The following is a 24,752-nucleotide window of genomic DNA, read 5'->3' as shown; positions in this document are numbered from 1 at the left end:
CGGTCAGGCATCACGAAGCCGCTTGAGGCGGCGGCTGGCGAGCTGGTCCGCCAGTCGGGTCGGCTCGGGCAGCTTGGTCTTGCCCAGACAATGCAGGGTCATCGCCAGCGCCGTGTCCAGATTCATGCGCTGGCCCGGCGAGACGAACACCGGCTTGACCTTCGCGCGTGAGCGCAGCACGGCGCCCAACTGGCTGCGCTGTTCGCGTTTGGGCAGCTCGCTATTCTCGATGATGCCGAGCTCGCCATCCGCCTCACGCACGCGATCGGTCAGCGCGACCCAGTCGCCGCGCTCATCGCCCGGTTCACCATGCTTGCCGCACAGACGCTTCTTGGCCACGCCGAAGGATGGCAGGTCACACCACAGGCCGAGATGCGCCGCCACGCCCAGGCGGCGTGGGTGTGCGATGCCATGGCCGTCCACCATCAGACATTCGGGCGCACGCTCCAGCGACTCGAGGGCGGCGATGGCGGCGGGCAGCTCCCGAAACGACAGCAAGCCCGGTATATACGGCATGCGTGTCGGCTGACGGATCAGCTGCTGCTCGAGGGGCTCCAGCGTCGCCAGATCCAGCGTCACCACCGCCGCGCGTGTCACCTCGCCCCCATCCTCGAAGCCGATATCGACCCCTGTGATGGTCGCTGGCCACTCGCCGGGGCTTGCTCCCCAGGGCGGTGTCAGTGTCAGTCGAGTGGCCATTTCGCGTTGCTTGGCAACGGCGGCGGCAGGGTCGAGATTCCAATCGTGCAGTGCTGTCATCCACTCACTCATGCATTCCCTCTCGGCGGTTGCGGGTCTCTCTCCACCAGATGCTATCGATCGCCCCCACCTTCAAGCTGCTTGCCCAGTGAACGCAGCACCTCCGCCGCCTGATTGCGGAAGGTGTCCAGCCCATTGCCGACCTCCCCCATGCTGCGTTCCAGCTGGCGTGACAGGCGATTGGAAAGCGGCTGGTCCGCGCGGGCCGTCAGCTGCTCCGGCGTCATGTCGAGCACCAGACGGTAACGGATATCGCCGGGGGCCTCAGCCGCCAGCGGGTCACTGACCGCCTCACGGGTAAAGCGCGCGAAGTCGATGCTGGCCGCCTTGTCACCGCCGTCAGGGCGAATCAGCAGGCGATGGATCTGACCACGCGTATCACTGAGCACATCCTCGACCTTGCCCAGCGCCTCGCCCTGCGGTGAGACCACCGGCGCCAGACGCAGGGCCTCCAGCGAGACCAGCGGGACGCGAATCTCCGGCGTGGCGCTACTGGCGGGCATGCCGGACTCGGCGTGGGCCGCACTGAGCGACAGCCAGGGTGTCGCCAGCAGAGCGCACAGCATCAGCTGGCGGGCAGGCGTGGCCTGCAGGCCACGGCGCAAGGCGTCGAGTGAAGAGATCATGTGGGCATCCTCGGGAAATGATGAGCGGTGGAGCTACGCCAGCACAGGATACCAGCCCCGGTGGCGCCTTTCGTCCAGGCACAAAAAAACCGGCACCTCGTGAGAGGTACCGGTCTTTTCAGAAGCCGTGGCCAGCACTGCGATCAGTGCCGGCCCGACTCAGGCCTGATCAGGCGCGACGACGGTCGTCGTTGCCACCTTCACGGCGCTGCGGACGAGCGCCCGCACCGTCTTCTGCCAGTTCCAGCGGACGGCCAGCGACGCGAGCACGCGCCATCTTGGACACGATGCTGGTCGGCAGACCGCTCGGCAGTTCCACGACACTGTGGGTGTTGCGGATGTCGATGCGACCGATGCGTGAACCTTCGATGCCGCCTTCGTTGGCGAGAGCGCCAACCAGCTGGCCCGGCTTGACGCCGTCACGGTGGCCGACGGCCACACGGTAGAGCTTCATGCCTTCACGCGCGACCGGCGCGGAGTTGCGACGCTCACCGCGTTCCGGACGCTCGGTGCGCTCACCGCGCTCGGAACGCTCGTTGCGACGCGCACCCGGCTTCGGCAGAGACTGGATCGGCGTCTCTTCGGCGCGAGCCATCTTGACGAAGACAGCGGCCAGCTCGACCGGATCGTGACCTTCTTCGACCAGGCTCTGGACCAGAGCGCGGTGACCGTTGGAGCTGCTGCCCAGGGCTTCGACGACGCGAGCACGGAAGGCGGCGTCACGGTGACCACGGATCTCTTCTTCGCTCGGCAGCTGGCGTTCAGTGATGCGCTGGCCCAGGGCCTGCTCCATCCAGCGAACCTTGCGCATTTCGCGACCGCTGACGAAGGTGATGGCGCGACCTTCACGACCAGCACGGCCAGTACGGCCAGTACGGTGGACGAAGGATTCGCTGTCACCCGGCAGGTCGTAGTTGAAGACGTGGGTGATACGCGCCACGTCCAGACCACGAGCGGCGACGTCGGTCGCGACCAGCACGTCGACCTTGCCACGCTTCAGGCGAGTCACGGTGCGCTCGCGCAGGGACTGGTCCAGATCACCGGACAGCGCTGCCGCGGAGATACCGCGAGCGATCAGCTGTTCGACGACAGTGGTACAGGCGGCACGAGTACGCACGAAGACGATGGCCGCATCGACGGTCTCGACTTCCAGCAGACGGGACAGCGCTTCGAGCTTGGCGCCGCCTTCGACACGCACCATCATCTGTTCGATGGTGGAAGCGGTACGCGATTCGGACTTGATGGCAACCTTGACCGGATCAACCAGGTAGCGGTTGACGATACGCTCGATCTCGGTCGGCAGCGTCGCGGAGAAGAAGACGCGCTGCGCTTCCTTCGGGGTATCGGCGACGACGCGCTTGACGTCATCGATGAAGCCCATGCGCAGCATCTCATCGGCTTCATCCAGCACGAGGGCTTTCAGGCCGTTCAGGTTCAGGCTCTTGCGGTCCAGGTGGTCGATGACACGACCCGGGGTGCCGACGACAATCTGCGCGCCGCTCTTGAGGCTACGCATCTGCTCGCGGTAGTCCTGACCACCGCAGAGAGTGGCCACTTCCAGGCCACGCATGAACTGACCGTAACGTGTGAAGTTGACGGCGACCTGTTGGGCCAGCTCACGGGTCGGGGCCAGCACGAGAACCTGCGGTTCACGGCGGTCGAGGTCCAGACGGGTCAACAGCGGGAGTGCAAAGGCAGCGGTCTTGCCGGTACCCGTCTGTGCCTGGCCGATCATGTCACGGCCTTCGAGCAGACTCGGGATGGTCTGAGCCTGGATCGGGGACGGAGTTTCGTAGCCCAGCTTCTCGAGAGAGGTCAGGACGGCAGGCAGCAGGGCAAGATCGCTGAAGCGATCGACGACGGAAGTCGTGGTCATGTATATCTCACACCTAAATGGCTACAAGTAAGGCTTGCAGCTGAAGAATGGGTCGGGTTGAACCGACACGAAGCGTAAGGGCTCCGTCTGGCGATGCAGTCAGGCACGAGGCGCTGGCATCATCAGAAAAAACGTACGAGTGCTGGACGTCTTGGCATGGACGGGCCCGGGTTGCTCTGAAGGTGGACGCAATTCCACTTTCAGGCACAACGCTGCGGCGACCGTACAGCAACCAGAGGCTCTTCTACTCAGAGTCTCGGGGCGCTCCATCATGCACACTGTGGACAGGGACGGGTCTTGCATCGCGGCGGCCGGACATCGATCGAATCGAGGGGTCACGGATGGCTGGGGCAAGCTACGCCACGCGGTCCGGGAGGCGCGAAATACCGGCTGATGGCCACAAGAAACGGCGATCACGTCGGGCTCGGCTACTCAGGATGGTGGGTCACTACATGCGAGGAGCTGGCATTCTAGCAGCCTCTCACGCATTCTGCATCCTTTCTTTTGACCTTGGTCGCAGGCCGGCCGCCCTCGGGCAGGCATGCGCCCTGCCATCACGACTCGCTGAACAGCCACCTGACAGGAGCCTGCATGACTGACGCGCAAGACCATGACGCCCCCTCCCCACAACATCCCGCCGAGCATGTCACCACGCTGTGGGTCGACGCCGATGCCTGTCCGCGCGCCGCGCGCGACATCCTGGTGCGCGCGGCGGAACGCACTGCGACCCCCACCTGGTTCGTCGCCAATCATCAGGTGCCGCTGCCGCGCTCGATGCACGTCAAGGCGCTGTCGGTCCCACAAGGGGCCGATGCTGCCGATCAGTTGATCGTCGAGCGCGCCCACCCCGGCGACATGGTGATCACCTCCGACCTGCCGCTGGCGCTGGAGGCGATCGAGAAAGGCGCGCTGGTGATGACGACCCGCGGCGAAGCGCTGGATAGCAACAACATTCGCGCCAAGGTGCAGATGCGCGACTTCATGGAGAGCATGCGCTCCAGCGGCGAGCACACCGGCGGCCCCTCCGCCTATGGCCAGCGCGAGCAACGCGACTTCGGCAATGCACTGGACCGCTGGCTGGCCAAGATCAGACGCCCAACACCGCGCGCCTGACCCAACCACCGCTGCTCGTCATCAACTCGGGCGCCATCAACTCAGGCGCCATCAACTCGGGCGCGATCAGCTCACACTTCAATACCTCAGGCGTGACGACGAATGCCCTGGCCCGGCAGACGCTCGCGGTCATGGGAAGCATCGAGCGCCAGGCTCGGGCCGAGCGGCACGATAGCGGTGGGATTGATGGTCTGCTGACTGGCGTAATAGTGGGTCTTGATATGCGCAAGATCGCAGGTCTCGGCGATGCCAGGCCACTGATACAGCTCGCGCAGATAGTGCGAGAGATTGGGATAGTCGGCGATACGGCGCTGATTGCACTTGAAGTGCCCGAAGTAGACGACATCGAAGCGGATCAGGGTGGTGAACAGGCGGATGTCGGCTTCGGTCAGCCATTCACCGGTGAGATAGCGCGAGTCGGCCAGCCGGCGCTCCAGTGAATCCAGGCACTCGAACAGTGCCGTGAAGTGACGCTCGTAGACCTCCTGCCGCGTGGCGAAGCCGGTCTTGTAGACGCCATTGTTGACCTTGTCATAGACCTCGGCATTGATGGCATCGATCTCGCCGCGCAGGTCTTCGGGATAGAAGTCCAGATCATTGCCGGTCAGCGAATCGAAGGCGTCATTGAAGATGCGCACCAGCTCCGCCGACTCGTTGTTGACGATGCGACCGGTCTGCTTGTCCCACAACGCCGGCACGGTGACACGGCCGGTGTAGTGCGGGTCGGTCAGGGTGTAGAGCTGATGGTGATACCGCACGCCATTGATCGGATCACCGCTGGAGCCTTCTTCCTCGAGATAGCTCCAGCCATGTTCGAGCATCAAGGGGCTGGTGTAGGACATGCCGACCAGCGGCTTGAGCCCCTTGAGAGAGCGCATGATCAGCGCACGATGCGCCCACGGGCAGGCCAGCGAGACGTAGAGATGGAAGCGGTCCGCACTGGCGGGCACGGCCGCTTGTCCCTGCGGCCCTTCGAGCGGGGCATCGGGCGCCACGACCCAATCCCTGAGCCGCGCACTCTCGCGCTTGAATTCACCGCCGGTGCTATCGGTGTCATACCAGCGATCCTGCCACTTGCCGTCGACCAGTAAGCCCATCTTGCACGCTCCTTATATGGCTGAGGGATGCCCCCAGCCTAAGAGTCGAGCGCGACAGCGCAAGCGAATTCACTGCGTGGCAACGATCGAGTTTCTCGAACGATCACGTCACGCGCTCTTCTCAAGCCCTCACGCTTTTCAGACCCTATACGCTTTCAGGAGCGTCGCTCGCTTGCCTCCTGCTCGACGGCAGCGTGCAGCTGCGCCTTCATCGCCCGGACGGCGGGGCCCGCGCGATCATCGTCCGGCAGATAGAGCATCAGCGACACTTCGCGCTCGCCGCCATTGGCCAGCGGCAGTGGCAGCAGCCGCCCCCGGGCCAGAGCCTCGCACATGCGGGAACGGGGCAGCCAGGCGAAGCCCAGTCCGCGTTCGGCAAGATCGACTGACGTGGCCAGGTGGCTCACCGTCCAGCGCGCCTCGGCCTTGAGCCAGCCGGCATCCATGCCGCTGGAACGACTGCTGTCGCGTACCACCAGCTGGCGATGCTGCACGAGATCACGCAGATCCAGCGGCCGCCCGAGGGCGTGCAGCGGGTGCCCCGGCGCCGCCACGGCGATGAAGGTTTCACGCAGCAACGGGGTGCCGAGATGGCCATCCAGCATCAGACCGCTGATCAACAGGTCCGCTTCCTTCTCCTCGAACAGCTCGCGCCCGCCGGTCAGCGTCGTCTCGTGCAGCTGGACACGCACCTGAGGGTAGGCCGTCGAGAAGGCTTCCAGCGCCCGTGCCAGCACATCCGGCGGAAACAGCTGATCCACCGCGATGGCGATCTCGCTCTCCATGCCCGCCGACAACGCATCGGCCACATCCTCGAGTGCCCGCGCATTCTCGATCAGCTGACGCGCCCGGCGCAGCAGCAATTCACCCGCCTCGGTCAGCCGGACATTGCGCCCTACCGGCTCCAGCACCTGCACGCCCAGCAAGGCCTCGAGGCGATGCACGGCATGATTCAGGGTCGAGGGGCTCTTGTGGATCGCGGCCGCCGCGCGCGCGAAGCTGCCGTGGTCCACCACGGCGGCCAGCATCTGCCACTGAGCCAGTGTCACGCGTGACGACATCGGGATTCCTCTTGCAGAACGTACGGAAATGCACGGGGCAATCCTGACATGCCAGACGCAAAAAACCAGACACCTGATACTGCAACCCGACGGGAGCAAAAGAGCATTCTGTGCTGTCAGACTCCCGACATCTGGTCGCAATCCTCGGACATCAGGACGGCATCCTCTGAAATGCAGGAGGCCAAATACGCTATTTTGCGTAACTTTACAAAATTTAACACCAAGCAGGATTTACTGCCTGAACAGCGTTTCCTAAGCAAAAATGGCGCTATTTTCGCCAGACCTCATGTTGCCGGTACCGCCAATTGCGCCGTCAATGATCTAAACAGGGTTGAATTACTCATACTGGACATGCGTCCAGCCTATCGAACGATGGGAACCTTGGTTAAGGTTCGAATGCCTCATTGTTGCCATCTTTTCATTTCACATAACTTTATCGGTCACATATGCTGCGAATCCTTCATTCGCTCCCTCGCGCGCACAAGTATCTTCTTTTACCTGTTGCCACCATGGTTACCGTGCTGGGTGCTCACAAGCTTCTCGAAACATTCGATGCTCCTGATGTCTCTACGGCCTCACAGTCCATCGCCATCAACCTGGCCAGTGCAAATTCCAGCACCCCGGCCAAGCTGCCGCTGGCGATTGCTGCCGCCGATGACACTCAGTCTCCCCTGAGCCCGGCGCAGCTCGCCAATCAGACGGCGACCAGCTCGACCTCCGGTGACATTCCGCTGGCAGCGCTGACGCCCAGCGAGATCGTCGCCATCGATTTCGACATGCCGACGCTGCTGACGGATGCCAACTATCATCCCGACAGCCAGACGGCAGGCCCGATCGTGGCACTGGCGCCGGCGGCAGTGAAGACCGCGGAAGCCGTCATCGGCACCGCGACCGACGAACAGGCCGGCGGCACCTCCTATGACGACCTCTCCGTCGACCCGGTCGAGCTCGGCGAAAGCCCGACGCTGCAGACCGAGCTGGCGGCCGAGGAAGTCTATGTGCCCGAGTGGCAGACCTATACCGTGCAGGCCGGCGATACCTTCGCCGTGATGGCGGAGCGCTCGCTGGGCCTTGGCTACAGCGAAACCACGCGCATCCTCAAGGCGCTGCCTGACAAGCGCGTGCTGACCCATTGGCGCATCGGCGACAGCTTCGATTACAAGCTGGATGAAGACGGCAACCTGCTGGCGTTGCGCATCATGAAGGACGCGCGTCGCGGCTTCATGGTCAAGCGTGAGGCCGGCGGTGAAAGCTTCAATGTCGCCAAGATCGAGAAGGCAACCCAGGCCACTCAGCGCATGTTCGCCGGTACGGTCAGTGGCAGCTTCTCCCTGTCGGCGGAAGCCACTGGCCTGGGCGTGGCGGAAGTCAGCCAGCTGACCCAGGTGCTGGGCAAGAAGATCGATTTCCGTCGCGATACGCGCAAGGGTGACAAGTTCCAGGTACTGGTCGAGTCCGACATGATCGACGGCACCAGCATGGATTCCCGCATCCTCGCCGCACGCTACGAAGGTTCTCGCAAGTCACTGACCGTGGTGCGCAACAGCAGCGATGGCCGCTACTACACCCCCGACGGCAAGGGCCTCGACCCGGCCTTCAATCGCTATCCGCTGGCGCACAAGGCGCGCATCAGCTCGCCGTTCAACCTCAGCCGTCGCCATCCGGTGACCGGACGCATCAGCCCGCACAAGGGCACTGACTTCGCGGTGCGTATCGGCACGCCGGTGCTTTCCACCGCGGATGGCGTCGTCGAGCTGGTCGGCAACCACCCGCTGGCCGGTCGCTATCTGGTGCTGCGCATGGACAACGGCTACAAGACCCGTTATCTGCACCTGTCACGCCCGCTGGTCAAGAAAGGCGAGCGCGTGACCATGGGTGAGAAGATCGCCCTGTCAGGCAACACCGGCCGCTCCACCGGCCCGCACCTGCACTATGAGGTGATGGTCAACAACCGTCAGGTCGATGCCATGCGCGTTCAGCTGCCGAACAACAAGTCCCTGTCCGGCAAGGCGCTCGCCAACTTCAAGCGTCAGTCAGAGAACATGCTGGCCAAGCTGGAAGCCGCCGACAACACTGGCGCCATCGCCAAGGCCTCCACCCCAAGCCAGGGTGACGAGAGCTAACGCGAACCCAGGCGCGGGCCCGCAAGCACAGGGCCTGCGCCTGACATGAAATGTGCCCGATAAAAGAAAAGGCCCCTCACCTCACGGTGGGGGGCCTTTTCTTTTGTCGGTGTCTCGGCCAGAGATCAGGTCACTTCTTCATGCCCTTGTTGGACGCCTGCTCCAGCAGCTCTTCCGCTTCGCTGCTCGCGCCTTCCTCTCGCATCTTGGCCACATCGGCATACAGACAGACGTAGGTACCGCAGGATGCACAGAACACCTTGTCGTCGGGATTGTGGACCTGCGAGACGCGGACTCGCTGGCTGCCACAGTCCGGGCACGGCTTGGGAATACGCAGTTCCTCGGAAAGATCTGACATGAAGCATTCTCCTGTTCGGTGTCTGGGCCGCTCGCCTTGAAGCTGGTCGATTGGCGTCTCTTCAAGACATGGGGCCACTCACACGGCATGCAACCCCGCTGGCGGGGAGTCGCTTGTCATTCGGCTCGAGCTACCTCACCGAGCTACCTCGCCCAGGCACTGCCCGGCACTACGCTCAGACGCAAAGCCCCGGCACGGTGGCCGGGGCTTGAGGGGCAGGCGCGAACAGACAGATGTCAGGCGGCGCTGATGCTGCCGGCAAGCGACTCATGGCTGGTGCCGTGGCTTGCGGTGTTGGACATGCGTGCGACGGGGCGCTCCGGCACACGGTGCTGGCCGTGTGACCTGGCGCCATCACGCGTCAGGCGGAACTCTTCCTGCAGCGCCATCTCACGTGCCGCCAGGCGAAAATCGCCCATCGAACACAACGCATGGCCATTGGGGCACTTGAGGATGTGATCATCCGGCAGATCACGGGCAGGCCAATCCAGCGCTTCGTTGCATTCGGGACACTGAGGGCCATTACGGGTCGGGACTGATGGGGTAAACATGCGCGAACTCCTTTTCGACGCAAAAGATGACGATGTCATGACCAGATTCTCAGTACAGAAAACATCAAGACGTGGCTCGGTTTGCGTGCGCATGATGGAGACAGATAGCGACAGACTCCATTGCACTTTCGGTTAGATGCCACAATTTTATCGCTGGTCAGTCTCTGCGCTCACGGCTGCGGAAGGTATCGCGCAGAGCGCGGAACACACTTCATGGCAGCGCGACCGGCAAGAGTCTGACAGCACTATCTTACAGTCTGATAACACCTCGCGAATGACGCAGATCAAACGCATACCAGATCAGGGGGGTATCCGCCGCACCGTTCTTCAGACGGGCGTCAGACGGGTATTCATGGGCTTGAAGCCAAAAAAATCCCGACCAAAGGCCGGGAAAACACTCTCAGGCAGAACAGGACCTATCGCGGAAGCAACGCGGCTCGCCGCAGGTCGACCAGGACGCTGAACAGTCGTCAGCGGTATCACGGAAATCTCGACTCCACCTGCAGTGCCAGATATTCAGTTTCGTTGCCTTGGGCAACAAGCCCGCGACCAGGGCGAAACAGCGAATCCGACTGGCACTGAGGTAAAAATTCTTGTGCGCCCTCACACGCACTGGCGAACACTGGGCCTTACAGGCGCTTGCTTCAGGCCGAGGCGTCCAGCTGCTGGACCACCTTCTGCGCCATCAGGGCCGGGTCAATCGCAGCTCGCTTGCGGGCACTGACTTCAAGGCGATCACGCAACATGAACCAGACACCCAGAAACTCATCACATTCTGCACAACTGACGATGTCATCATCTGCCGGGGAATCTTCGAGGTGAACCCGGTTGCTGCCACAGCGTGAACACTCCATGGGAACCTTGCGTACTGTGTTCATCTCGATGCCCTCCATTGGATCCATGATGAAAACCTTGTGCTCGAAACCGGTGGAGCGGGCGACATGACGATGTGAAAACTTGCGGCAACCTGACAAGGGATTGAAAAAGCGACTCTGCGGCTCCATCAATGTTGTATCAGGTGATCTCCTGCCTGCCCCGCCGTGCTTCGACAGTTGCAAAGTTAGACACTTCCAAAACTTTGTACAAGTTTTAACGCGTATCAGAACGTATCTGTATAGCTAATGTAGACGCATTGGCAGGCGCTTTCGTGTGCGCTGATCAAGCGTTTACCTCTCCCCATGCGCCCGCTGTGGCACGAGAACGCCCCGCCAGAGCCGTGTAACACTTCGCTACAAAAAAGCCTCTTTTGACGTGCAAAAACATCTTGCTCCACTCTTCAGGCAGCCAATCAGCGAGCAGAAAAAGCCTTGAACGCGCACTGATTGCGGCATATCCACGTGCCTTGTCTCGACTTCTTGCCTTGAAGGGCGCGGGCCTTGGCATCCAAGCGATCCTTCAAAACCTCACCTCCCTGCTCGCCCCCTCTACTCGCCCCTTCGTCAGGACCCTGCTGACAGAGCGCGTGCGGGCGGCCTGTTCGCGACAGGTACGGAGCACCAGAAACCCCACTCTCTTGGCACGACGACATTGCCCCTTTACACCTTGCATGTGACAGACAGAGGAATTCTCGTACAAGTTTTTCTTTCACCCCCCCTTGAAACTTGTCGGTCTCGTCAGGATCTCAGTGGGTAGGGTCATGGTTCTGGCGAATCATTTGCGCCACGAGCGAGAAGGAAGCGCTTGAGGGACCGGACCAGAAGTACCGATTCAACACGCAAGGAGTACGGCATGAGCAATATGAACCGCAAACAGATTCTGGGGGCGATCACCGCGACCACACTGCTGTCCACTACCAGCATGGCCATGGCCAGTCCGCAGGGGCTCTACTCCGCAGATGAGCTGATGGATGCCGACGTCTACCTGCAGAACGATGACAACAACGTGATCGGTGAAGTCGAGGACATCCTGCTCGACGACAACATGCAGGTCGCCGCTCTGGTCGTCGAAAGCGATGACTCCATGGGGCTGGACGAGAACCAGTACGTCGTGGAAACGGGCAAGTTCACCCTCGAGACCGAACAGGGCGATGATCTGGATGCCCTGGAATACCGCATCCACCTCGACATGGATGTGAGCGAGTTCGAGCAGCAGCCGAACTACACCACCGACTGGTGGCAGGACACGCGCAAGAGCGCCGCAGCGGCCTGGGATGAAACCAAGAACACCGCTGCCAGCGCCTGGCAGGACACTCGTCAGGCGACCGCCAATGCGCTGACCACCGCCGGCAACGCCATCAGCGGTGCCGCCAATGACACTGAGCAGGAAATGGAAGAAGAGACTCAGTGATAGCGACCCTGCAAGAGATCACCCGAACCGGATGATCCGCGCCAATGCAGAGGAAAACGCCTCATGCCCCACGGCATGGGGCGTTCGTGGTTCAGGAACACGAGAAATCACGCCATTGATGCACTGGTGGGGGAAAGAAGGGAAAGAACAGCAAGAAAGGCCGGAATGGCAGGCACAAAAAAAGCCGCCATTGGCGACTTGTGGGGGCACTGAAGCTTTTGAGCATCAGCTGAATGAACCCCACTGGCATGCATGCATGGTGGGCCCAGCAGGACTTGAACCTGCGACCAATCGATTATGAGTCGAGTGCTCTAACCAACTGAGCTATGGGCCCATGCAGCGCGCATATGATAGCGAAAGCATGAGCCTCGGGAAAGCCCGAAAACTCAACAACATAGCGATTCTCCCCTCCCGGCTGCGACGAGTGTCGCGAACCCTTGGAGCCGCCGCCTGTCCAATGTCCCATCTGCAGCATCGAATCTTTTCCAGGCGCTCATGGCGGGCCTCGCCCGATCAAGCCCCTGGCCATCAGGAGTCATGACATGTCATTGCCTTTCTCTCGCTGGACCCGCGCCCTGAGTCGCACGCTTGCGCGTCGCTCGACCGGCAAACCCGCCAGCCGCCTCACCGCCACAGCCGCCAAAAGCCGCTTCGGTGCCCCGATCAAGGCCGCGGCACTGGCCTTCGCCATGAGCGGTATCGGTGTCAGCCTGCCGACACAGGCCGCCTGGCAGCTGGTGCCCGACAGCAGCGGCGCCACCGCGACGCTGACCGCGCAGGGCAGCCAGGGCAATGTGGAGCACGTGCATCACCTCAATGGCCTGAGCGGCACCGTGGGAGATGACGGCAAGATGAGCATTCCCTTGAGCGTCGGCCAGACCGATCTGCTCGACAAGGTCGGCGAGCTGCCGCCGTGGCTGTCCGGCGTCAGCCAGATGCGCCTGGCCACGCTGACCCTGAATCTTGACCCGCTGGCCATCGCGGCGCTGGAACCCGGCCAGACGACGCGCATGCAGGTGCCCTTCTCGGCCACCGATGGCAACCGCACCCACCGCGAGACCCTGCCGCTGGAGGTCACCCGTCAGGATGCCACCCACCTGACCTTCATCAACGCCGACCCCATCTCACTGGACAGTGCAGAAGTCGCCAGGAATCAGGTCGGCAGCACCCTGCTCAACCTGCTGGGCTACGGCAAGCTGGTAGGCGACATTCCCGTCACGCTGCAGGGCGAGATGGTCGACCAGTAACCTTCAGCACAGCGCGAGCCTGCGCATCGCGTCATTAGAACCGCCCCACGGGGCGGTTTTTTTGTGTCGCTAGCAGCCGAGGATAACGGCCTGCGCCAGCCAGCGAGAGCGCGCATGACGGCGATGGTCAGCCCTCATGACACCACGACATAAGAGAATGATAAAAATAATTCTCATTCATGGTTCAGAAAGCTGTCATCTGAACGTCTACCCACAGGAGAGAACGACGAACAAGAATCATTCCTATATAAATCATTCCGGATGGAACACCGCGCTCATGAAAGACTCCGCCGCACATAAAGCCACTCGCTCCCTGCTGATGACCCTGCCCAGGCACCCTCTGGCACTGGCGATTGGCCTTGGCCTGCCCTTCGCCGGTCAGGCCATGGCGGCCGACCACCGTGAGTCTCAGGACGAGACCCTCGACACCATGACGGTGACCACCACAGCGGCTACCAAGACCGACACCGGCTATCTGGAAACCCCCCAGGCCGTCTCCACCATCACGCGCGACGATATCGACAAGCGCGCAGCCGAGACGGTACAGCGTGCCGCGGATTACACGCCGGGCGTCTTCACCAACCAGATCGGTGCCTCCAACCGCTATGACTATCTGGTGCTGCGTGGCTTCTCCGACGGCAGTGTCAGTAACACCTTCCTGGATGGCCTGAAGCTGATGGGTGACTCGGGCTCCTATAGCTCGATGACCATCGACCCCTACTTCCTCGACAGCATCGAGGTGGTGAAAGGGCCATCTTCCGTCCTCTACGGTCGCTCCTCGCCGGGTGGTCTGGTCGCGATGCAGTCCAAGCGCCCCGAGTTCCAGGACTCCGGCCAGGTCCGCTTCACCGTCGGCGACGACAACGAACGCAGCGCGGCCTTCGACCTCACCGGCCCGCTGGATGACGAGCAGCGCATCGCCTATCGCCTGACCGGCCTCGCCAGTGCCGAGGACACCCAGGTCGACTCCGTCGAGGAAGAGCGTTACGCCTTCTCGCCGCAGATCACCATGGATGTCACCGACGACACCACCGTCACCCTGATGGGCTACTTCCAGAAGGACCCGGAAGGCGGTTACCACTCCGGCCTGCCCTATGAAGGCACGGTGGTCAGCTACAACGGCACCAAGCTCGGCAACGACTTCTACGAAGGTGACGAGGACTACGAAGAGTTCGATCGCACCGAACGCATGCTCGGTTACGATTTCGAGCACCGCTTCAATGACGCTGTCACCGCACGCCAGAAATTCCGCTATCTGCGCTCCGATGTGGACCTCGAGCAGGTCTACGCCTATGGCTGGGCCTCGGACACCGAGCTGACCCGCTACTACTCCGGCGGCGAAGAAAGCCTGCGCGCCTGGACCGTCGACAACCAGCTGGAGAGCCGCTTCTCCACCGGCGCCTTCGATCACACCCTGCTGTTCGGTGCCGACTATCAGACGCGCACCAATGACGTGGACTGGGAATACGGCACCGCCAGCACGCTTGATGTCTCCAGCAGCAGCGATGCCGATGTCTCCATCTATGCCTCCGAGAACCAGAAGCGTGAACTGGACCAGACCGGTGTCTACCTGCAGGACCAGATCAGCTGGGGTCGCTGGAACCTGGCCGCCGGCCTGCGTCAGGACTGGGTCAACATCAAGAACACCGATCGTGACTACAACACCACCAGTGAGCTGAACGACAACGAGATGAGCGGCCGCATCGGCCTGATCTACGGCTTCGACAACGGCATCTCGCCCTATGTCAGCTACTCCACGTCCTTCTCGCCGAACTCCTACACCGATGAAGACGGCGACCTGCTCGACCCGACCACCGGCAAGCAGGTCGAGGTCGGTATGAAGTACCAGCCCAACGGCACGCGTGATCAGTACAGCGTCTCGCTGTTCCGCATCAATCAGGAAAACGTCGCCTCCAAGGACCCGGAAGACAGCTACTACACCGCCTACGGTGAAATCGAGTCCCAGGGCCTGGAGCTGGAAGCCCGCACTCAGGTGACCCGCGACTTCGCGCTGCAGGCCGGTTACAGCTACACCGACGTGACCTATGCCAAGGCGGAAGATGGCACCGAAGGCAACGATGCCAACCAGGTGCCCAAGCACCAGGTCAGCGTCTGGGGTGACTACGCCTTCAATGAAGGCCCGCTCACGGGGCTGAATGCCGGCCTCGGCGTGCGCTACTACGCCGACATGTGGGCGGATTCCGAGAACACCGAGAAGGTGCCGAACTACGCGCTGGTCGATGCCCTGGTCGGCTACGATCTGAGCCAGATCGGCTGGAGCGGCACCAGCGTGCAGCTCAACGTCAGCAACCTGTTCGACAAGGAATACATCGCGTCCTGCTACAACACCAGCTTCTGCTACTACGGTGCCGAGCGCAGCATGACCGCGACACTGACCTATGATTTCTGATCTCGAAAACTCCGCAGTCCGTCGATTCTGAATCGACCCGCACGACCCGCCGGCGGCAAGGATGTCGCCGGCACCATCGCCCTGAACCCCTCATCGTCTGATAGCTCTGGCGTGTCCAGCACATGACACCGGGATTGCCGGCCACCGGGATTGCCGGCCACCGAGATTGCCCGACACAGGGGTGCTCGGTGACGACTCACTCTGCCGATGCCCACGGCAGACGTGACTGACCACGCCGACGGCTTTGCCAACAGCTTCACCAACAACAACGACCGCAAACGCGGCACTTGATGAATGTCCTGACTGGTCCTCGCACCTGAGCCATCTGTCCCAGCTGGCTGCGAGTCTCTTCCAAGTCTTTATCTGCGAACATTCGCATAAGGTTATGTAATGCACAGCCTTCAAGATTCCGCCGCCACCTACGGCGCTGCCGCAGGGTCCTCCGTGTCTGACGCCCAGACCGACGCCTGTGCGCGCTCACTGTCCAGCACGACGCGCGCCGCCTTGTTCTCGCCTGCCAACATGGATGCCTGGCAGGCAGGCATGGACCGCATCAGCCAGCTGGTGGCTGAACAGCTCGACAGTGTCCAGCAGCCGTTCAGTGGCATCACCCCGGAGGCCCTGCGTCCGGCCTTTGCCGACCTCGATCTCGAGACGCCCCTCGAGAACCTCGAAGCCGGTCTGGAGGAGCTCAAGTCGCTCTACCTGAAGGATGCCGTCTACTTCCATCACCCCCGCTACATCGCGCACCTCAACTGCCCGGTCGTGCTGCCCGGCGTGTGGGCCGAGAGCCTGCTGGGCGCGATCAATTCCTCACTCGACACCTGGGACCAGAGCGCCGGCGGCACCCTGATCGAGCAGCGCCTGATCGACTGGACCACCGAGCGCCTGGGTCTGGGCCCGACCGCCGATGGCATCTTCACCAGCGGCGGCACCCAATCCAACCTGATGGCACTGCTGCTGGCGCGTGATGCGGTCTGCGAGAAGCTGCCCAACCACCCCGGCAACCAGACCCACGGCCTGCCGCCGGAAGCCGGACGCCTGCGCGTCTTCGCCTCCGGCATCAGTCATTTCAGTCTGCAGAAAGCCTGTGCCCTGCTCGGTCTCGGCCACAATGCCGTCATCCCCGTCGCCGTGGATGAGCGCCGCCGCATGGACCCCGTGGCCCTGCGTGACGCCCTCGACAACGCCCGCGCCGAAGGCCTGATCCCGATGGCCGTGGTCGCCACTGCCGGTACCACCGACTTCGGCAGCATCGACCCGCTGCAGGCCATCGGTCGTGAATGCCACGCCCGCGGCATCTGGTTCCATGTCGATGGCGCCTATGGCGGCGGTCTGATCACTTCTCGCCGCCACGGTCACTGGCTCAAGGGCACCGAGATGGCGGACTCCGTCACCATCGATTACCACAAGACCTTCTTCCAGCCGGTCAGCTGCAGTGCCTGCGTGGTACGTGATCGCACCCAGCTGCGCCACGTCACCTATCACGCCGACTACCTCAACCCGGAGCTTCAGGCCCGCGAAGGCACGCCGGATCAGGTCAACAAGAGTCTGCAGACCACGCGCCGTTTCGACGCCCTGAAACTGTGGATGACACTGCGCCTGATGGGCGCCGACGCCCTCGGCGACATGCTCGATTGCGTGATCGATCTCACCCGCGAGGGCTACCAGCTGCTCGAGGCGGCGCCGGACATCGATGTCGTCCAGGCGCCGGAGCTCAGCACCCTGGTGTTCCGCTTCCATGACGCCAGTGAAGAGACCCTCAGCGCCGAGCAGTGGGACGCCTTGAACCGCGAGATCCGCAAGCGCCTGTCACGCAGCGGTGAGGCCATCGTCGCCGCCACCAAGGTCTCGGGCCGTCAGTACCTGAAGTTCACTCTTCTGAATCCGGAAACGCGCCAGGAAGACCTGGCCGCCGTGGTCGAGTTGATCCGCCAGCACGGCCAGGCGCTGGTCAAGGCGCATCATCTTGCCGTCAGCACCACCGCCCAACCGAACCATGGCGCACCACTGGCCGACATTCCGGCCGCCAGCCGTCGCAGTCACACCACAGAAGCCAAGGAAAGCCGTCATGCATGACACCTCGAACCCTCACGTCACAGACACTCTGGAAGCGCGCGATGATGTGCTGGATTTCGTTGCCATCGGCATCGGCCCCTTCAACCTCAGCCTTGCCTGCCTGAGCGAGCCGCTGGAAGACGTCCAGGGCGTCTTCCTCGAGCGCAAGGCCGAGTTCGACTGGCACCCGGGCATGCTGCTGGAAGATGCCAGCATGCAGACGCCCTTCATGGCGGACATGGTCTCGCTGGCCGACCCGACCAGCCACTTCAGCTTCCTCAACTATCTGAAGCTGCATGACAAGCTCTATAACTTCTACATCCGCGAAGACTTCTTCCTGCTGCGTCGCGAGTACAACCAGTACTGCCAGTGGGCGGCGCGCGAGCTGAGCTGCCTGCGCTTCGATCACGACGTCCAGGACATCCAGCATGTCGGCGACATCTATGTCGTGCGCGGCACTCGCCCCAGCACCGGCGAAGCCTTCGCCTATCGCGCACGCAAGCTGGTGCTGGGCACCGGCACCCAGCCCTACCTGCCGAAAGCCGCCGATACCGTGCGTGACGTGGTGCCGGTCGCGGGCAGCCGCGTGTGCCACAACGCCCACTATCTGGCGCGCAAGGAGGAACTGACCTCTCAGCCGACCATCACCATCATCGGCTCCGGCCAGAGCGCCGCCGAGATCTATCTCGACCTGCTGCGCGAGATCGACCAGCACAGCTACCAGCTCAACTGGATCACGCGCTCGCCGCGCTTCTTCCCGCTGGAATACGGCAAGCTGACGCTGGAGATGACCTCGCCGGATTACATCGATTACTTCCACGCCCTGCCGCGTGAGCAGCGCAACACCCTGCTGGCGACCCAGAAGGGCCTCTACAAGGGCATCAATCTCGAGCTGATCGACGAGATCTACGACACCCTCTACGCCAAGCAGCTGCAAGGCGTGGTGCCTACCACCCTGATGACCAATACCGAACTGACCTCGCTGAACAAGCAAGAGACCGACGGCGACTTCACGCTGGGGCTCTATCAGCGCGAACAGCAGCAGGCCTGGCGTCATGACACCAGCGCCGTGGTGCTGGCCACGGGCTATCACTACGTGGCACCGCCCTTCCTGCGCAGCATCGAGTCACGCATTCGTCGTGACGAGGAAGGCCGCTACGCCGTCGGTCGCTTCTACGCCGTCGACACGCAAAGCACCGCGGATGCCGACGGCAACGAGGGCGATCAATCACCGTTCGCCGGCGAGATCTTCGTCCAGAATGCCGAGCTGCATACCCACTCGCTGGCCGCGCCGGACCTGGGCATGGCCTGCTATCGCAACAGCTGCATCCTGCGCGCCATCACCGGTCGTGAGGTCTATACCATCGAGCGCCGCATCGCCTTCCAGAGCTTCGGCGCGCCCGGCTCTGAAAAGGGCTGTGGCAATGGCTTCACACCGCTGCCCGCTGCACACCTGCCCTACGGCGAGACGGATATTCACGCCGGCCCATCCTCTACCGTCAGCTCATCTACCGGCCCATCCTCTGCCGTCAGCTCTTCTGCCGGCACCGCCTCTGCCCCCCAGGCCGACACGAATCACACCGCTGCACCGCAACACCGGGAGACCACCGCATGAACATGCCAGTCGACATCACCAGCGCTGCAAGCGCCGAACAGTCCAGCAGCGCGGCAAGTTCTCACAGTGCAGCGACCCCGTCACAGCAGGTGTTCGGGACGACCTCACTCGCCGCGCCCGCAACGATCAATCTGCTCAGCCCGGCACCGGGAACGCGCTTCACCCGCCGCGCGGTGGAGCTGGAGCAAGCCCAGGCTCGCCTGCGCAAGCCGCAGGACGACAGCACCAGCGAGCGCGCCGAATTCGCGCTGCGCCCGCTCGACCTTGCCGCCGACATGGCGATGGTGGATGAGTGGACCAGCGGCGAACGCGCCAGCTTCTGGGGCATGAGTGATGACCTCATCACCACCAAGTACGACTTCTACCAGGGCCTGGAAGAGAGCCAGCACGCCCAGGGCTGGGTCGGTTTCTACAACGACCAGCCGGCCTTTCTGGTCGAGCTCTATGACCCGGCGCACGACCCGCTCGGCAAGCATTACAGTGTGCAGCCCGGCGACTTCGGCATGCACTTCCTCGTCGCGCCGCGCAGCGAGGACCAGGCCCCCATCAGCGGCTTCTCGCGGGCGGTGATCGAATCGATCATGGCGATGATCTTCGCCGGCCAGTTCCGCGATGAGCATGCCGATGAAGGGAAAGATGCAGTCCGTCCCGTGTCCCGTGTGGTGGTGGAGCCGGACAGCCGCAATCGCGCCATTCATCCGCTGAATGCCGCGGTGGGCTTCGTCGATCATGGCCCGCTGGATCTCGACGGCAAGCCGGCGCGCCTGTGCTTCTGCACCCCGCAGGACTTCCGCGCCGCCCTGGCCAGCCGCAGCCCGCGCCTGGACCGCGGCGTGACCGCCAACCCGGCCGCGGCCAGCCAGCATCTCACCGGGCCGGACTGGCAGCAGGCCAATCGCCTGCTGGTGCGCAAGGCGCTGGCCGAGTTCAGCCACGAGCGTCTGATCCACCCGCAATGCGCCGATTACTGCGGCACCCGCACCGCCTGCCAGAGCCATGACAACTGGCATCACTTCCGCCTGCCGCTGGCAGCGCAGGTCAGCGACACGCCGCCGGTCAGCCGCCGCGCGGCGGAATATCGCTTCGTGGCGCGCCGTTTCCAGCTCGATCACTGGCTGATCGATGCCGCCTCCATTCAGCGTCTGGATGCCGACGGCAACGCCCTGCCGCTGGACGCGCGTGAGCTGATTCTGGAACTCAATGACGTGCTGGAGATTCCGCCGCGTCTGCTGCCGGTCTATCTCGAGGAGGTCAGCGCCACGCTCGCCTCCAGCGCCTGGAAGATGCAGCGCGCCGTGCGCGAGAATCAGTCCGCCCGCGTGCTGGCAGGTGCCTCCTTCCAGACCCTGGAATCGGCAATGAGCGAAGGCCATCCGTGCTTCGTCGCCAACAATGGCCGCATGGGCTTCGATGCGCTGGACTATCGCGCCTACGCGCCGGAAGCCGCGCAGCCGTTCTCGCTGGTGTGGATCGCCGTGCATCGCGACAACGCCCATTACTCGGCCGTGGATGGTCTCGATCCGCGCCGTCTGCTCGAGGAAGAGCTGGGTGAAGCCGAACTCGCCCGCCTGGAACAGCAGCTGACCGAGAAGGGCCTTGCGCCCTCCGACTACCTGATGATGCCGGTGCACCCGTGGCAGTGGAGCCACAAGCTGGCGATCACCTTCGCCGCCGAGATCGCCAGTCAGCACATCGTCTGTCTCGGCCTGGGGGAGGACCGCTATCAGGCGCAGCAGTCGATCCGCACGCTCTACAACCGCAATCAGCCGAATCGCCGCTATGTGAAGGTCGCGCTGTCGATCCTCAACATGGGCTTCATGCGCGGCCTGTCGCCCTATTACATGCGTGCCACTCCGGTCATCAATCAGTGGCTGCAGGGCCTGATCGATTCGGACCCATCCTTCGAGAAGTGGGGCTTCCGCCTGCTGCGTGAAGTCGCGGCCATCGGTTATCGCGATGATGTGCTGGAAGACGCGGACCCGGCGGCCGTCGGCTATCGCAAGATGCTGGCCAGCCTGTGGCGCGAGAGCCCGGAAGACGTCAAGGACGAGGGCGAGCGCCTGATGACCATGGCGGCGCTGCTGCATGTCGACAACGATGAAAAGGCCTTGCTGCCGGCGCTGATCGAGCGTTCCGGCATCGGCGCCGAAGCGTGGATCGACAAGTGGCTGACGGCTTACATGACGCCGCTGCTGCACTGCTACTTCAAGCACGACCTGGTGTTCATGCCGCACGGCGAGAACCTGATCATGCGTCTGCGCGATGGCGTGCCATGTGGTGCGCTGATGAAGGACATTGCCGAGGAAGCGGCGCTGTTCGCCACCGAGGAGACCCGTGCACTCGAACTGCCGGAAGGGGTCGAGCGTCTGGTGGTCGAGGTGCCGGAACCGATCCGTATCCTGTCGCTGCTCACCGATGTCTTCGACTGCATCTTCCGCTTCGCGGTACCGCTGCTGGTGCGCGAGCAGGTGATGACGGAGGAGGCCTTCTGGTCTCGCGTCGCGGCCTGCATCCATGACTATCAGGACGCCCATCCGGAGATGGCCGACAAGTTCGCGCGCCATGATCTGTTCGCACCGCGCTTCACGCTGTCGTGCCTCAACCGCCTGCAGCTGCGCAACAACCAGCAGATGGTCGATCTCACCGATCCGTCCGGCGCCCTGCAGCTCAAGGGCGAGCTGGATAACCCCATCGCGGCCTTCGCCCGCCGCTAGGCGGTGACGCTTGGCTATCACCAGGTCGCGATGACCTGGTGATCGCCATGACCTGTCAGCTAAGCCGCGTCAGCTACGACCCGTCAGCCAAGACCAGCAAACTACGACCAGCTAACTACGACCAAGCAGCACCGGGACCGCCCTCGTCATGCACGGGGGCGGTCCTTGGCGTGTCTGACACTCAATCATTGATAATGATTCGTAACAACAATACCATTACCCTCCCATCACGACAGATCTCATTGCGAGCCGTGGATGTCCTCTCACGCCAAGCCCCCAGTTCGGCCTCATCGCGACACGGATGAGCGAACGCCTGACGCACACGGGCCAGAAGCTGAAACGCCCGCTGAGCTGCAGGCTTGTGCTGCACAGCAATACCGTCACTCGCTGGACCAGCTGTTTGCCGAGCATCGTCACGAACTGACCGGCTTTCTGGTGCGCCAGCTGGGCTCGCATGAGCTGGCGGAAGACATCAGCCATGAGGTCTATCTGCGTCTGCGCCTGACCGGAGACTGGCCCGCCAACCCGCGCGCCTGGCTGTTTCGCATCGCTCGCAACCTGATCATCGATCACCACCGCCACCAGTCCCGCGCACCGGAATTCGAATCGGTGTCCGAGGGCGATGAGCGCGTGGCGGCCGCCCATCTGGACCCGGAGAGAAGCCTGGCGCGCCGCCAGAAGCTGCAGGTCGTCGATGCGGCACTCTCCGAGCTGGCGGGCCATTTTCGCCTCGCCCTGACCTGGTATCGCCTCGAGGGCCTGACCAAGCGCGAGATCGGCGAGCGACTCGGCGTGTCCGAGCGCATGGCAGGCCGCTACGTCACCCAGGCGCAGCAGCACTGCGAGATGCGGCTGGCCGCGGCGGGCTGTTATCGCAATGAAGTCAGCCGCGACTGCGCCGCCAGCCAACAGGACACCGCGGATTCGCCGCCAGCCGTGCGCCAAACGTCAGCCGCGCCCGGCAAGGCGCGACGACGAAGCCGGCGTGATGACATCCCGACAACAAGAGGCGATCAGCACTGATGGCCCCGCGGAGCACGGATGGGCGAACGTCTCCGCGTCATGTCGCCCAGAATGAATCGCCCCTAGCCTGACGCCCTAGCCTGACGCCCTGACCACGGATGACGATGCTTTCATGTTCACTCTCGACCACCTGCGCTTTGACCTCGGCGAGCGCTGCCTGCTCAAGACGCAGTCTCTCGATTTCGCCCCCGGCCAGGTGCATGGCCTGATCGGCCACAATGGCTCCGGCAAGTCGACACTGCTCAAGCTGCTGGCACGTCAGAACACCCCGACCAGTGGCAAGCTGGCGCTGGACGATCGCCCGCTCTCGCAGTTCGGCAGTCGGGAATTCGCGCGGGCGGTGGCCTACCTGCCGCAGCATCTGCCGGCGGCCGAAGCGCTGACCGGCCGCGAGCTGGTCGCCTTCGGCCGTTATCCGTGGCACGGCCTGCTCGGCCGTCCCGGCCCCAAGGATGAAGAAGCCATCGAGCGCGCCATCGCGCTGACCCACACCGAAGCCTTCGCCGAACAGCAGGTCGATACCCTTTCCGGTGGCGAACGTCAGCGCGTGTGGCTGGCCATGCTGCTGGCCCAGGGCAGTCGTTATCTACTGCTGGATGAACCGCTGGCGGCGCTGGATATCGCCCATCAGATCGAGGTGATGGAGCTGGTCTCGCACCTGAGCCACACCCTCGGGCTGGGCATCATCATCGTGCTGCACGACATCAATCTGGCGGCGCGTTACTGCGACCGCCTGGTGGCGCTGCACGGCGGCAAGGTGCTGGCCGAAGGCGCGCCCGACGCGATGATGAACCCCGCCACCCTCAAGGATATCTACGGCGTCGAGATGCAGGTGATCACCCCGCCGCAGAGCCAGCAGCAGATCGCGGTGCCGCTATGAAGTGGCTGTTGGCACTGATCAGTCTGAGCCTGCTGGCGGTGGGTCCCGCCAGCGCTGCCACGACGGACGAGACAGCCCGGCCACCGGCCGGCTTCGTCGATCGCCCCATCGTGGCGCTGGACTGGACCCTGGCCGAGACCCTGACCGGACTCGGAGTGCGCGCCATGGGCGTAGGCCAGGTCGCGACCTACGCAAGCTGGGTGGATCAACCGGCGCTGCCGCAGGGCACGCGGGATCTCGGCCTGCGCACCCAGCCGAGTCTGGAGCAGCTGGCCGCCCTTGCCCCCGCCGATATCCTGATCAGCCCGATGCTGTCCAGCCTTGCGCCGCGCCTGTCGGCCATCGCGCCGGTCACCAGCATCGCCATCTATACCCCGGACGCCGACACCTGGCAGACACTGGTCAAGGCGACCCGCCAGCTGGGCAAGCTGACGCAGCGCGAGCCACAGGCCGAACAGCTGATTCGCCTGAGCACCGCTCGCCTGGCCGGTTACAACGCCGCGCTGCGCCAGCAGGCGGCACGCAAGGGTCAATCGCCCCTGCCGCTGTTGATGGTGCAATTCATGGATGACCGCCATGTGCGCATCTTCGGCGACAACAGCCTGTTCCAGGCCGTGATCGAGCGCATGGGCATCGACAACGCTTGGCAAGGGGACACCAACGCCTGGGGCTTCGCCACCGTCAGTCTCGAGAAACTGGTGACGCTGAAGGGCCGCATGGTGGTGGTGGAGCCGCTGCCGCCCGGCGGACACCAGGCACTGGCACATAACGGTCTCTGGCAGGCCATGCCGGGCGTGCGTGAGAACAGCCAGGCCTCGGCGCCGCTGTTCCTGCCGCCGGTCTGGAGCTTCGGCGCCCTGCCCTCGGCCAATCGTTTCGCCGCACTGCTTGCCAGCCATCTGATTGATGATGAGGCGGCACTTGAGGGGGAGACCACCGATGGCAACCACTGAGA

Annotated in this window: 19 protein-coding genes and 1 tRNA gene; 11 read left to right on the top strand and 9 right to left on the bottom strand. The window is 63.3% G+C overall.

The features are described 5' to 3' along the window. Positions 1-3: 3 nt before the first annotated feature. The 3 genes from U0O11_RS02340 to U0O11_RS02330 form a co-directional block, all read right to left on the bottom strand. Positions 4-759 (bottom strand): endonuclease V, encoded by a 756-nt coding sequence (locus U0O11_RS02340; RefSeq protein WP_225347508.1) that lies wholly within the window; start codon positions 757-759, stop codon positions 4-6. Between the two features lie 53 nt (positions 760-812). Further along, on the bottom strand, positions 813-1,385 hold the full coding sequence (locus U0O11_RS02335) for a hypothetical protein (RefSeq protein WP_324691485.1): 573 nt from the start codon (positions 1,383-1,385) through the stop codon (positions 813-815). 169 nt (positions 1,386-1,554) lie between these two features. Continuing rightward, the gene (locus U0O11_RS02330; protein ID WP_043333127.1) at positions 1,555-3,261 is read right to left on the bottom strand and encodes a DEAD/DEAH box helicase; all 1,707 of its coding nucleotides are present in this window, start codon (positions 3,259-3,261) and stop codon (positions 1,555-1,557) included. Positions 3,262-3,852: 591 nt separating this feature from the next. Here U0O11_RS02330 and U0O11_RS02325 point away from each other — a divergent pair. Continuing rightward, positions 3,853-4,374: a YaiI/YqxD family protein gene (locus U0O11_RS02325; RefSeq protein WP_084589335.1), complete on the top strand. Its 522-nt coding sequence runs from the start codon at positions 3,853-3,855 to the stop codon at positions 4,372-4,374. Positions 4,375-4,460: 86 nt separating this feature from the next. On the opposite strand, the gene U0O11_RS02320 is transcribed toward U0O11_RS02325, so the two are convergent. Beyond that, complete coding sequence (locus U0O11_RS02320; protein WP_225347506.1) at positions 4,461-5,471, bottom strand: glutathione S-transferase family protein; 1,011 nt, start codon at positions 5,469-5,471, stop codon at positions 4,461-4,463. Positions 5,472-5,626: 155 nt separating this feature from the next. Further along, entirely contained in the window at positions 5,627-6,532 is a 906-nt protein-coding gene (locus U0O11_RS02315; RefSeq protein ID WP_225347505.1) for a LysR family transcriptional regulator, read from the bottom strand. Between the two features lie 509 nt (positions 6,533-7,041). Here U0O11_RS02315 and U0O11_RS02310 point away from each other — a divergent pair. Then, positions 7,042-8,655 carry a peptidoglycan DD-metalloendopeptidase family protein gene (locus tag U0O11_RS02310; protein WP_324691479.1) on the top strand — a complete coding sequence of 538 codons (1,614 nt, stop codon included), beginning with the start codon at positions 7,042-7,044 and terminating at the stop codon, positions 8,653-8,655. Positions 8,656-8,785: 130 nt separating this feature from the next. On the opposite strand, the gene U0O11_RS02305 is transcribed toward U0O11_RS02310, so the two are convergent. The 3 genes from U0O11_RS02305 to U0O11_RS02295 all read right to left on the bottom strand — a co-directional run bounded on the left by U0O11_RS02305 (position 8,786) and on the right by U0O11_RS02295 (position 10,622). Further along, positions 8,786-9,013, bottom strand: a complete 228-nt coding sequence (locus tag U0O11_RS02305; RefSeq protein WP_054555349.1) for a hypothetical protein — start codon at positions 9,011-9,013, stop codon at positions 8,786-8,788. 236 nt (positions 9,014-9,249) lie between these two features. Next, positions 9,250-9,564, bottom strand: a complete 315-nt coding sequence (locus tag U0O11_RS02300; RefSeq protein WP_043333132.1) for a hypothetical protein — start codon at positions 9,562-9,564, stop codon at positions 9,250-9,252. Between the two features lie 644 nt (positions 9,565-10,208). Then, positions 10,209-10,622: a hypothetical protein gene (locus tag U0O11_RS02295; RefSeq protein ID WP_216060091.1), complete on the bottom strand. Its 414-nt coding sequence runs from the start codon at positions 10,620-10,622 to the stop codon at positions 10,209-10,211. Positions 10,623-11,292: 670 nt separating this feature from the next. On the opposite strand from U0O11_RS02295, the gene U0O11_RS02290 reads away from it, so the two are divergent. Then, complete coding sequence (locus U0O11_RS02290) at positions 11,293-11,850, top strand: PRC-barrel domain-containing protein (protein ID WP_052384472.1); 558 nt, start codon at positions 11,293-11,295, stop codon at positions 11,848-11,850. Positions 11,851-12,107: 257 nt separating this feature from the next. Here the strand turns inward: U0O11_RS02290 and U0O11_RS02285 are convergent. Then, a tRNA-Ile gene (locus U0O11_RS02285) sits at positions 12,108-12,184 on the bottom strand. A 208-nt stretch (positions 12,185-12,392) separates the two neighbouring features. Between U0O11_RS02285 and U0O11_RS02280 the strand changes: the two genes are divergently transcribed. The 8 genes from U0O11_RS02280 to U0O11_RS02245 all read left to right on the top strand — a co-directional run bounded on the left by U0O11_RS02280 (position 12,393) and on the right by U0O11_RS02245 (position 24,750). Then, positions 12,393-13,097 (top strand): hypothetical protein, encoded by a 705-nt coding sequence (locus tag U0O11_RS02280; RefSeq protein WP_043333134.1) that lies wholly within the window; start codon positions 12,393-12,395, stop codon positions 13,095-13,097. 277 nt (positions 13,098-13,374) lie between these two features. After that, positions 13,375-15,507, top strand: coding sequence for a TonB-dependent siderophore receptor (locus U0O11_RS02275; RefSeq protein WP_324691475.1), 2,133 nt, complete (start codon positions 13,375-13,377; stop codon positions 15,505-15,507). Between the two features lie 390 nt (positions 15,508-15,897). Beyond that, on the top strand, positions 15,898-17,586 hold the full coding sequence (locus U0O11_RS02270; RefSeq protein ID WP_324691473.1) for a pyridoxal phosphate-dependent decarboxylase family protein: 1,689 nt from the start codon (positions 15,898-15,900) through the stop codon (positions 17,584-17,586). Next, positions 17,579-19,180 carry a lysine N(6)-hydroxylase/L-ornithine N(5)-oxygenase family protein gene (locus U0O11_RS02265; protein WP_324691470.1) on the top strand — a complete coding sequence of 534 codons (1,602 nt, stop codon included), beginning with the start codon at positions 17,579-17,581 and terminating at the stop codon, positions 19,178-19,180. The genes U0O11_RS02270 and U0O11_RS02265 overlap by 8 nt, the downstream gene beginning before the upstream one ends. Then, positions 19,177-21,894, top strand: coding sequence for a GNAT family N-acetyltransferase (locus tag U0O11_RS02260; protein ID WP_324691468.1), 2,718 nt, complete (start codon positions 19,177-19,179; stop codon positions 21,892-21,894). Before U0O11_RS02265 ends, U0O11_RS02260 begins: the two co-directional genes overlap by 4 nt. 255 nt (positions 21,895-22,149) lie before the next feature. Then, positions 22,150-22,917, top strand: a complete 768-nt coding sequence (locus tag U0O11_RS02255; RefSeq protein ID WP_324691466.1) for an RNA polymerase sigma factor — start codon at positions 22,150-22,152, stop codon at positions 22,915-22,917. Positions 22,918-23,029: 112 nt separating this feature from the next. Continuing rightward, on the top strand, positions 23,030-23,797 hold the full coding sequence (locus U0O11_RS02250; RefSeq protein WP_279835342.1) for an ABC transporter ATP-binding protein: 768 nt from the start codon (positions 23,030-23,032) through the stop codon (positions 23,795-23,797). A gap of 8 nt (positions 23,798-23,805) precedes the next feature. Next, positions 23,806-24,750 (top strand): ABC transporter substrate-binding protein, encoded by a 945-nt coding sequence (locus tag U0O11_RS02245; RefSeq protein WP_324691463.1) that lies wholly within the window; start codon positions 23,806-23,808, stop codon positions 24,748-24,750. Positions 24,751-24,752: the final 2 nt, after the last annotated feature.

This window comes from Cobetia sp. D5 (genome assembly GCF_035666195.1).
GTDB classification, from domain to species: Bacteria; Pseudomonadota; Gammaproteobacteria; order Pseudomonadales; family Halomonadaceae; genus Cobetia; species Cobetia amphilecti.
This window is presented reverse-complemented; position numbering and strand designations above follow the sequence as displayed.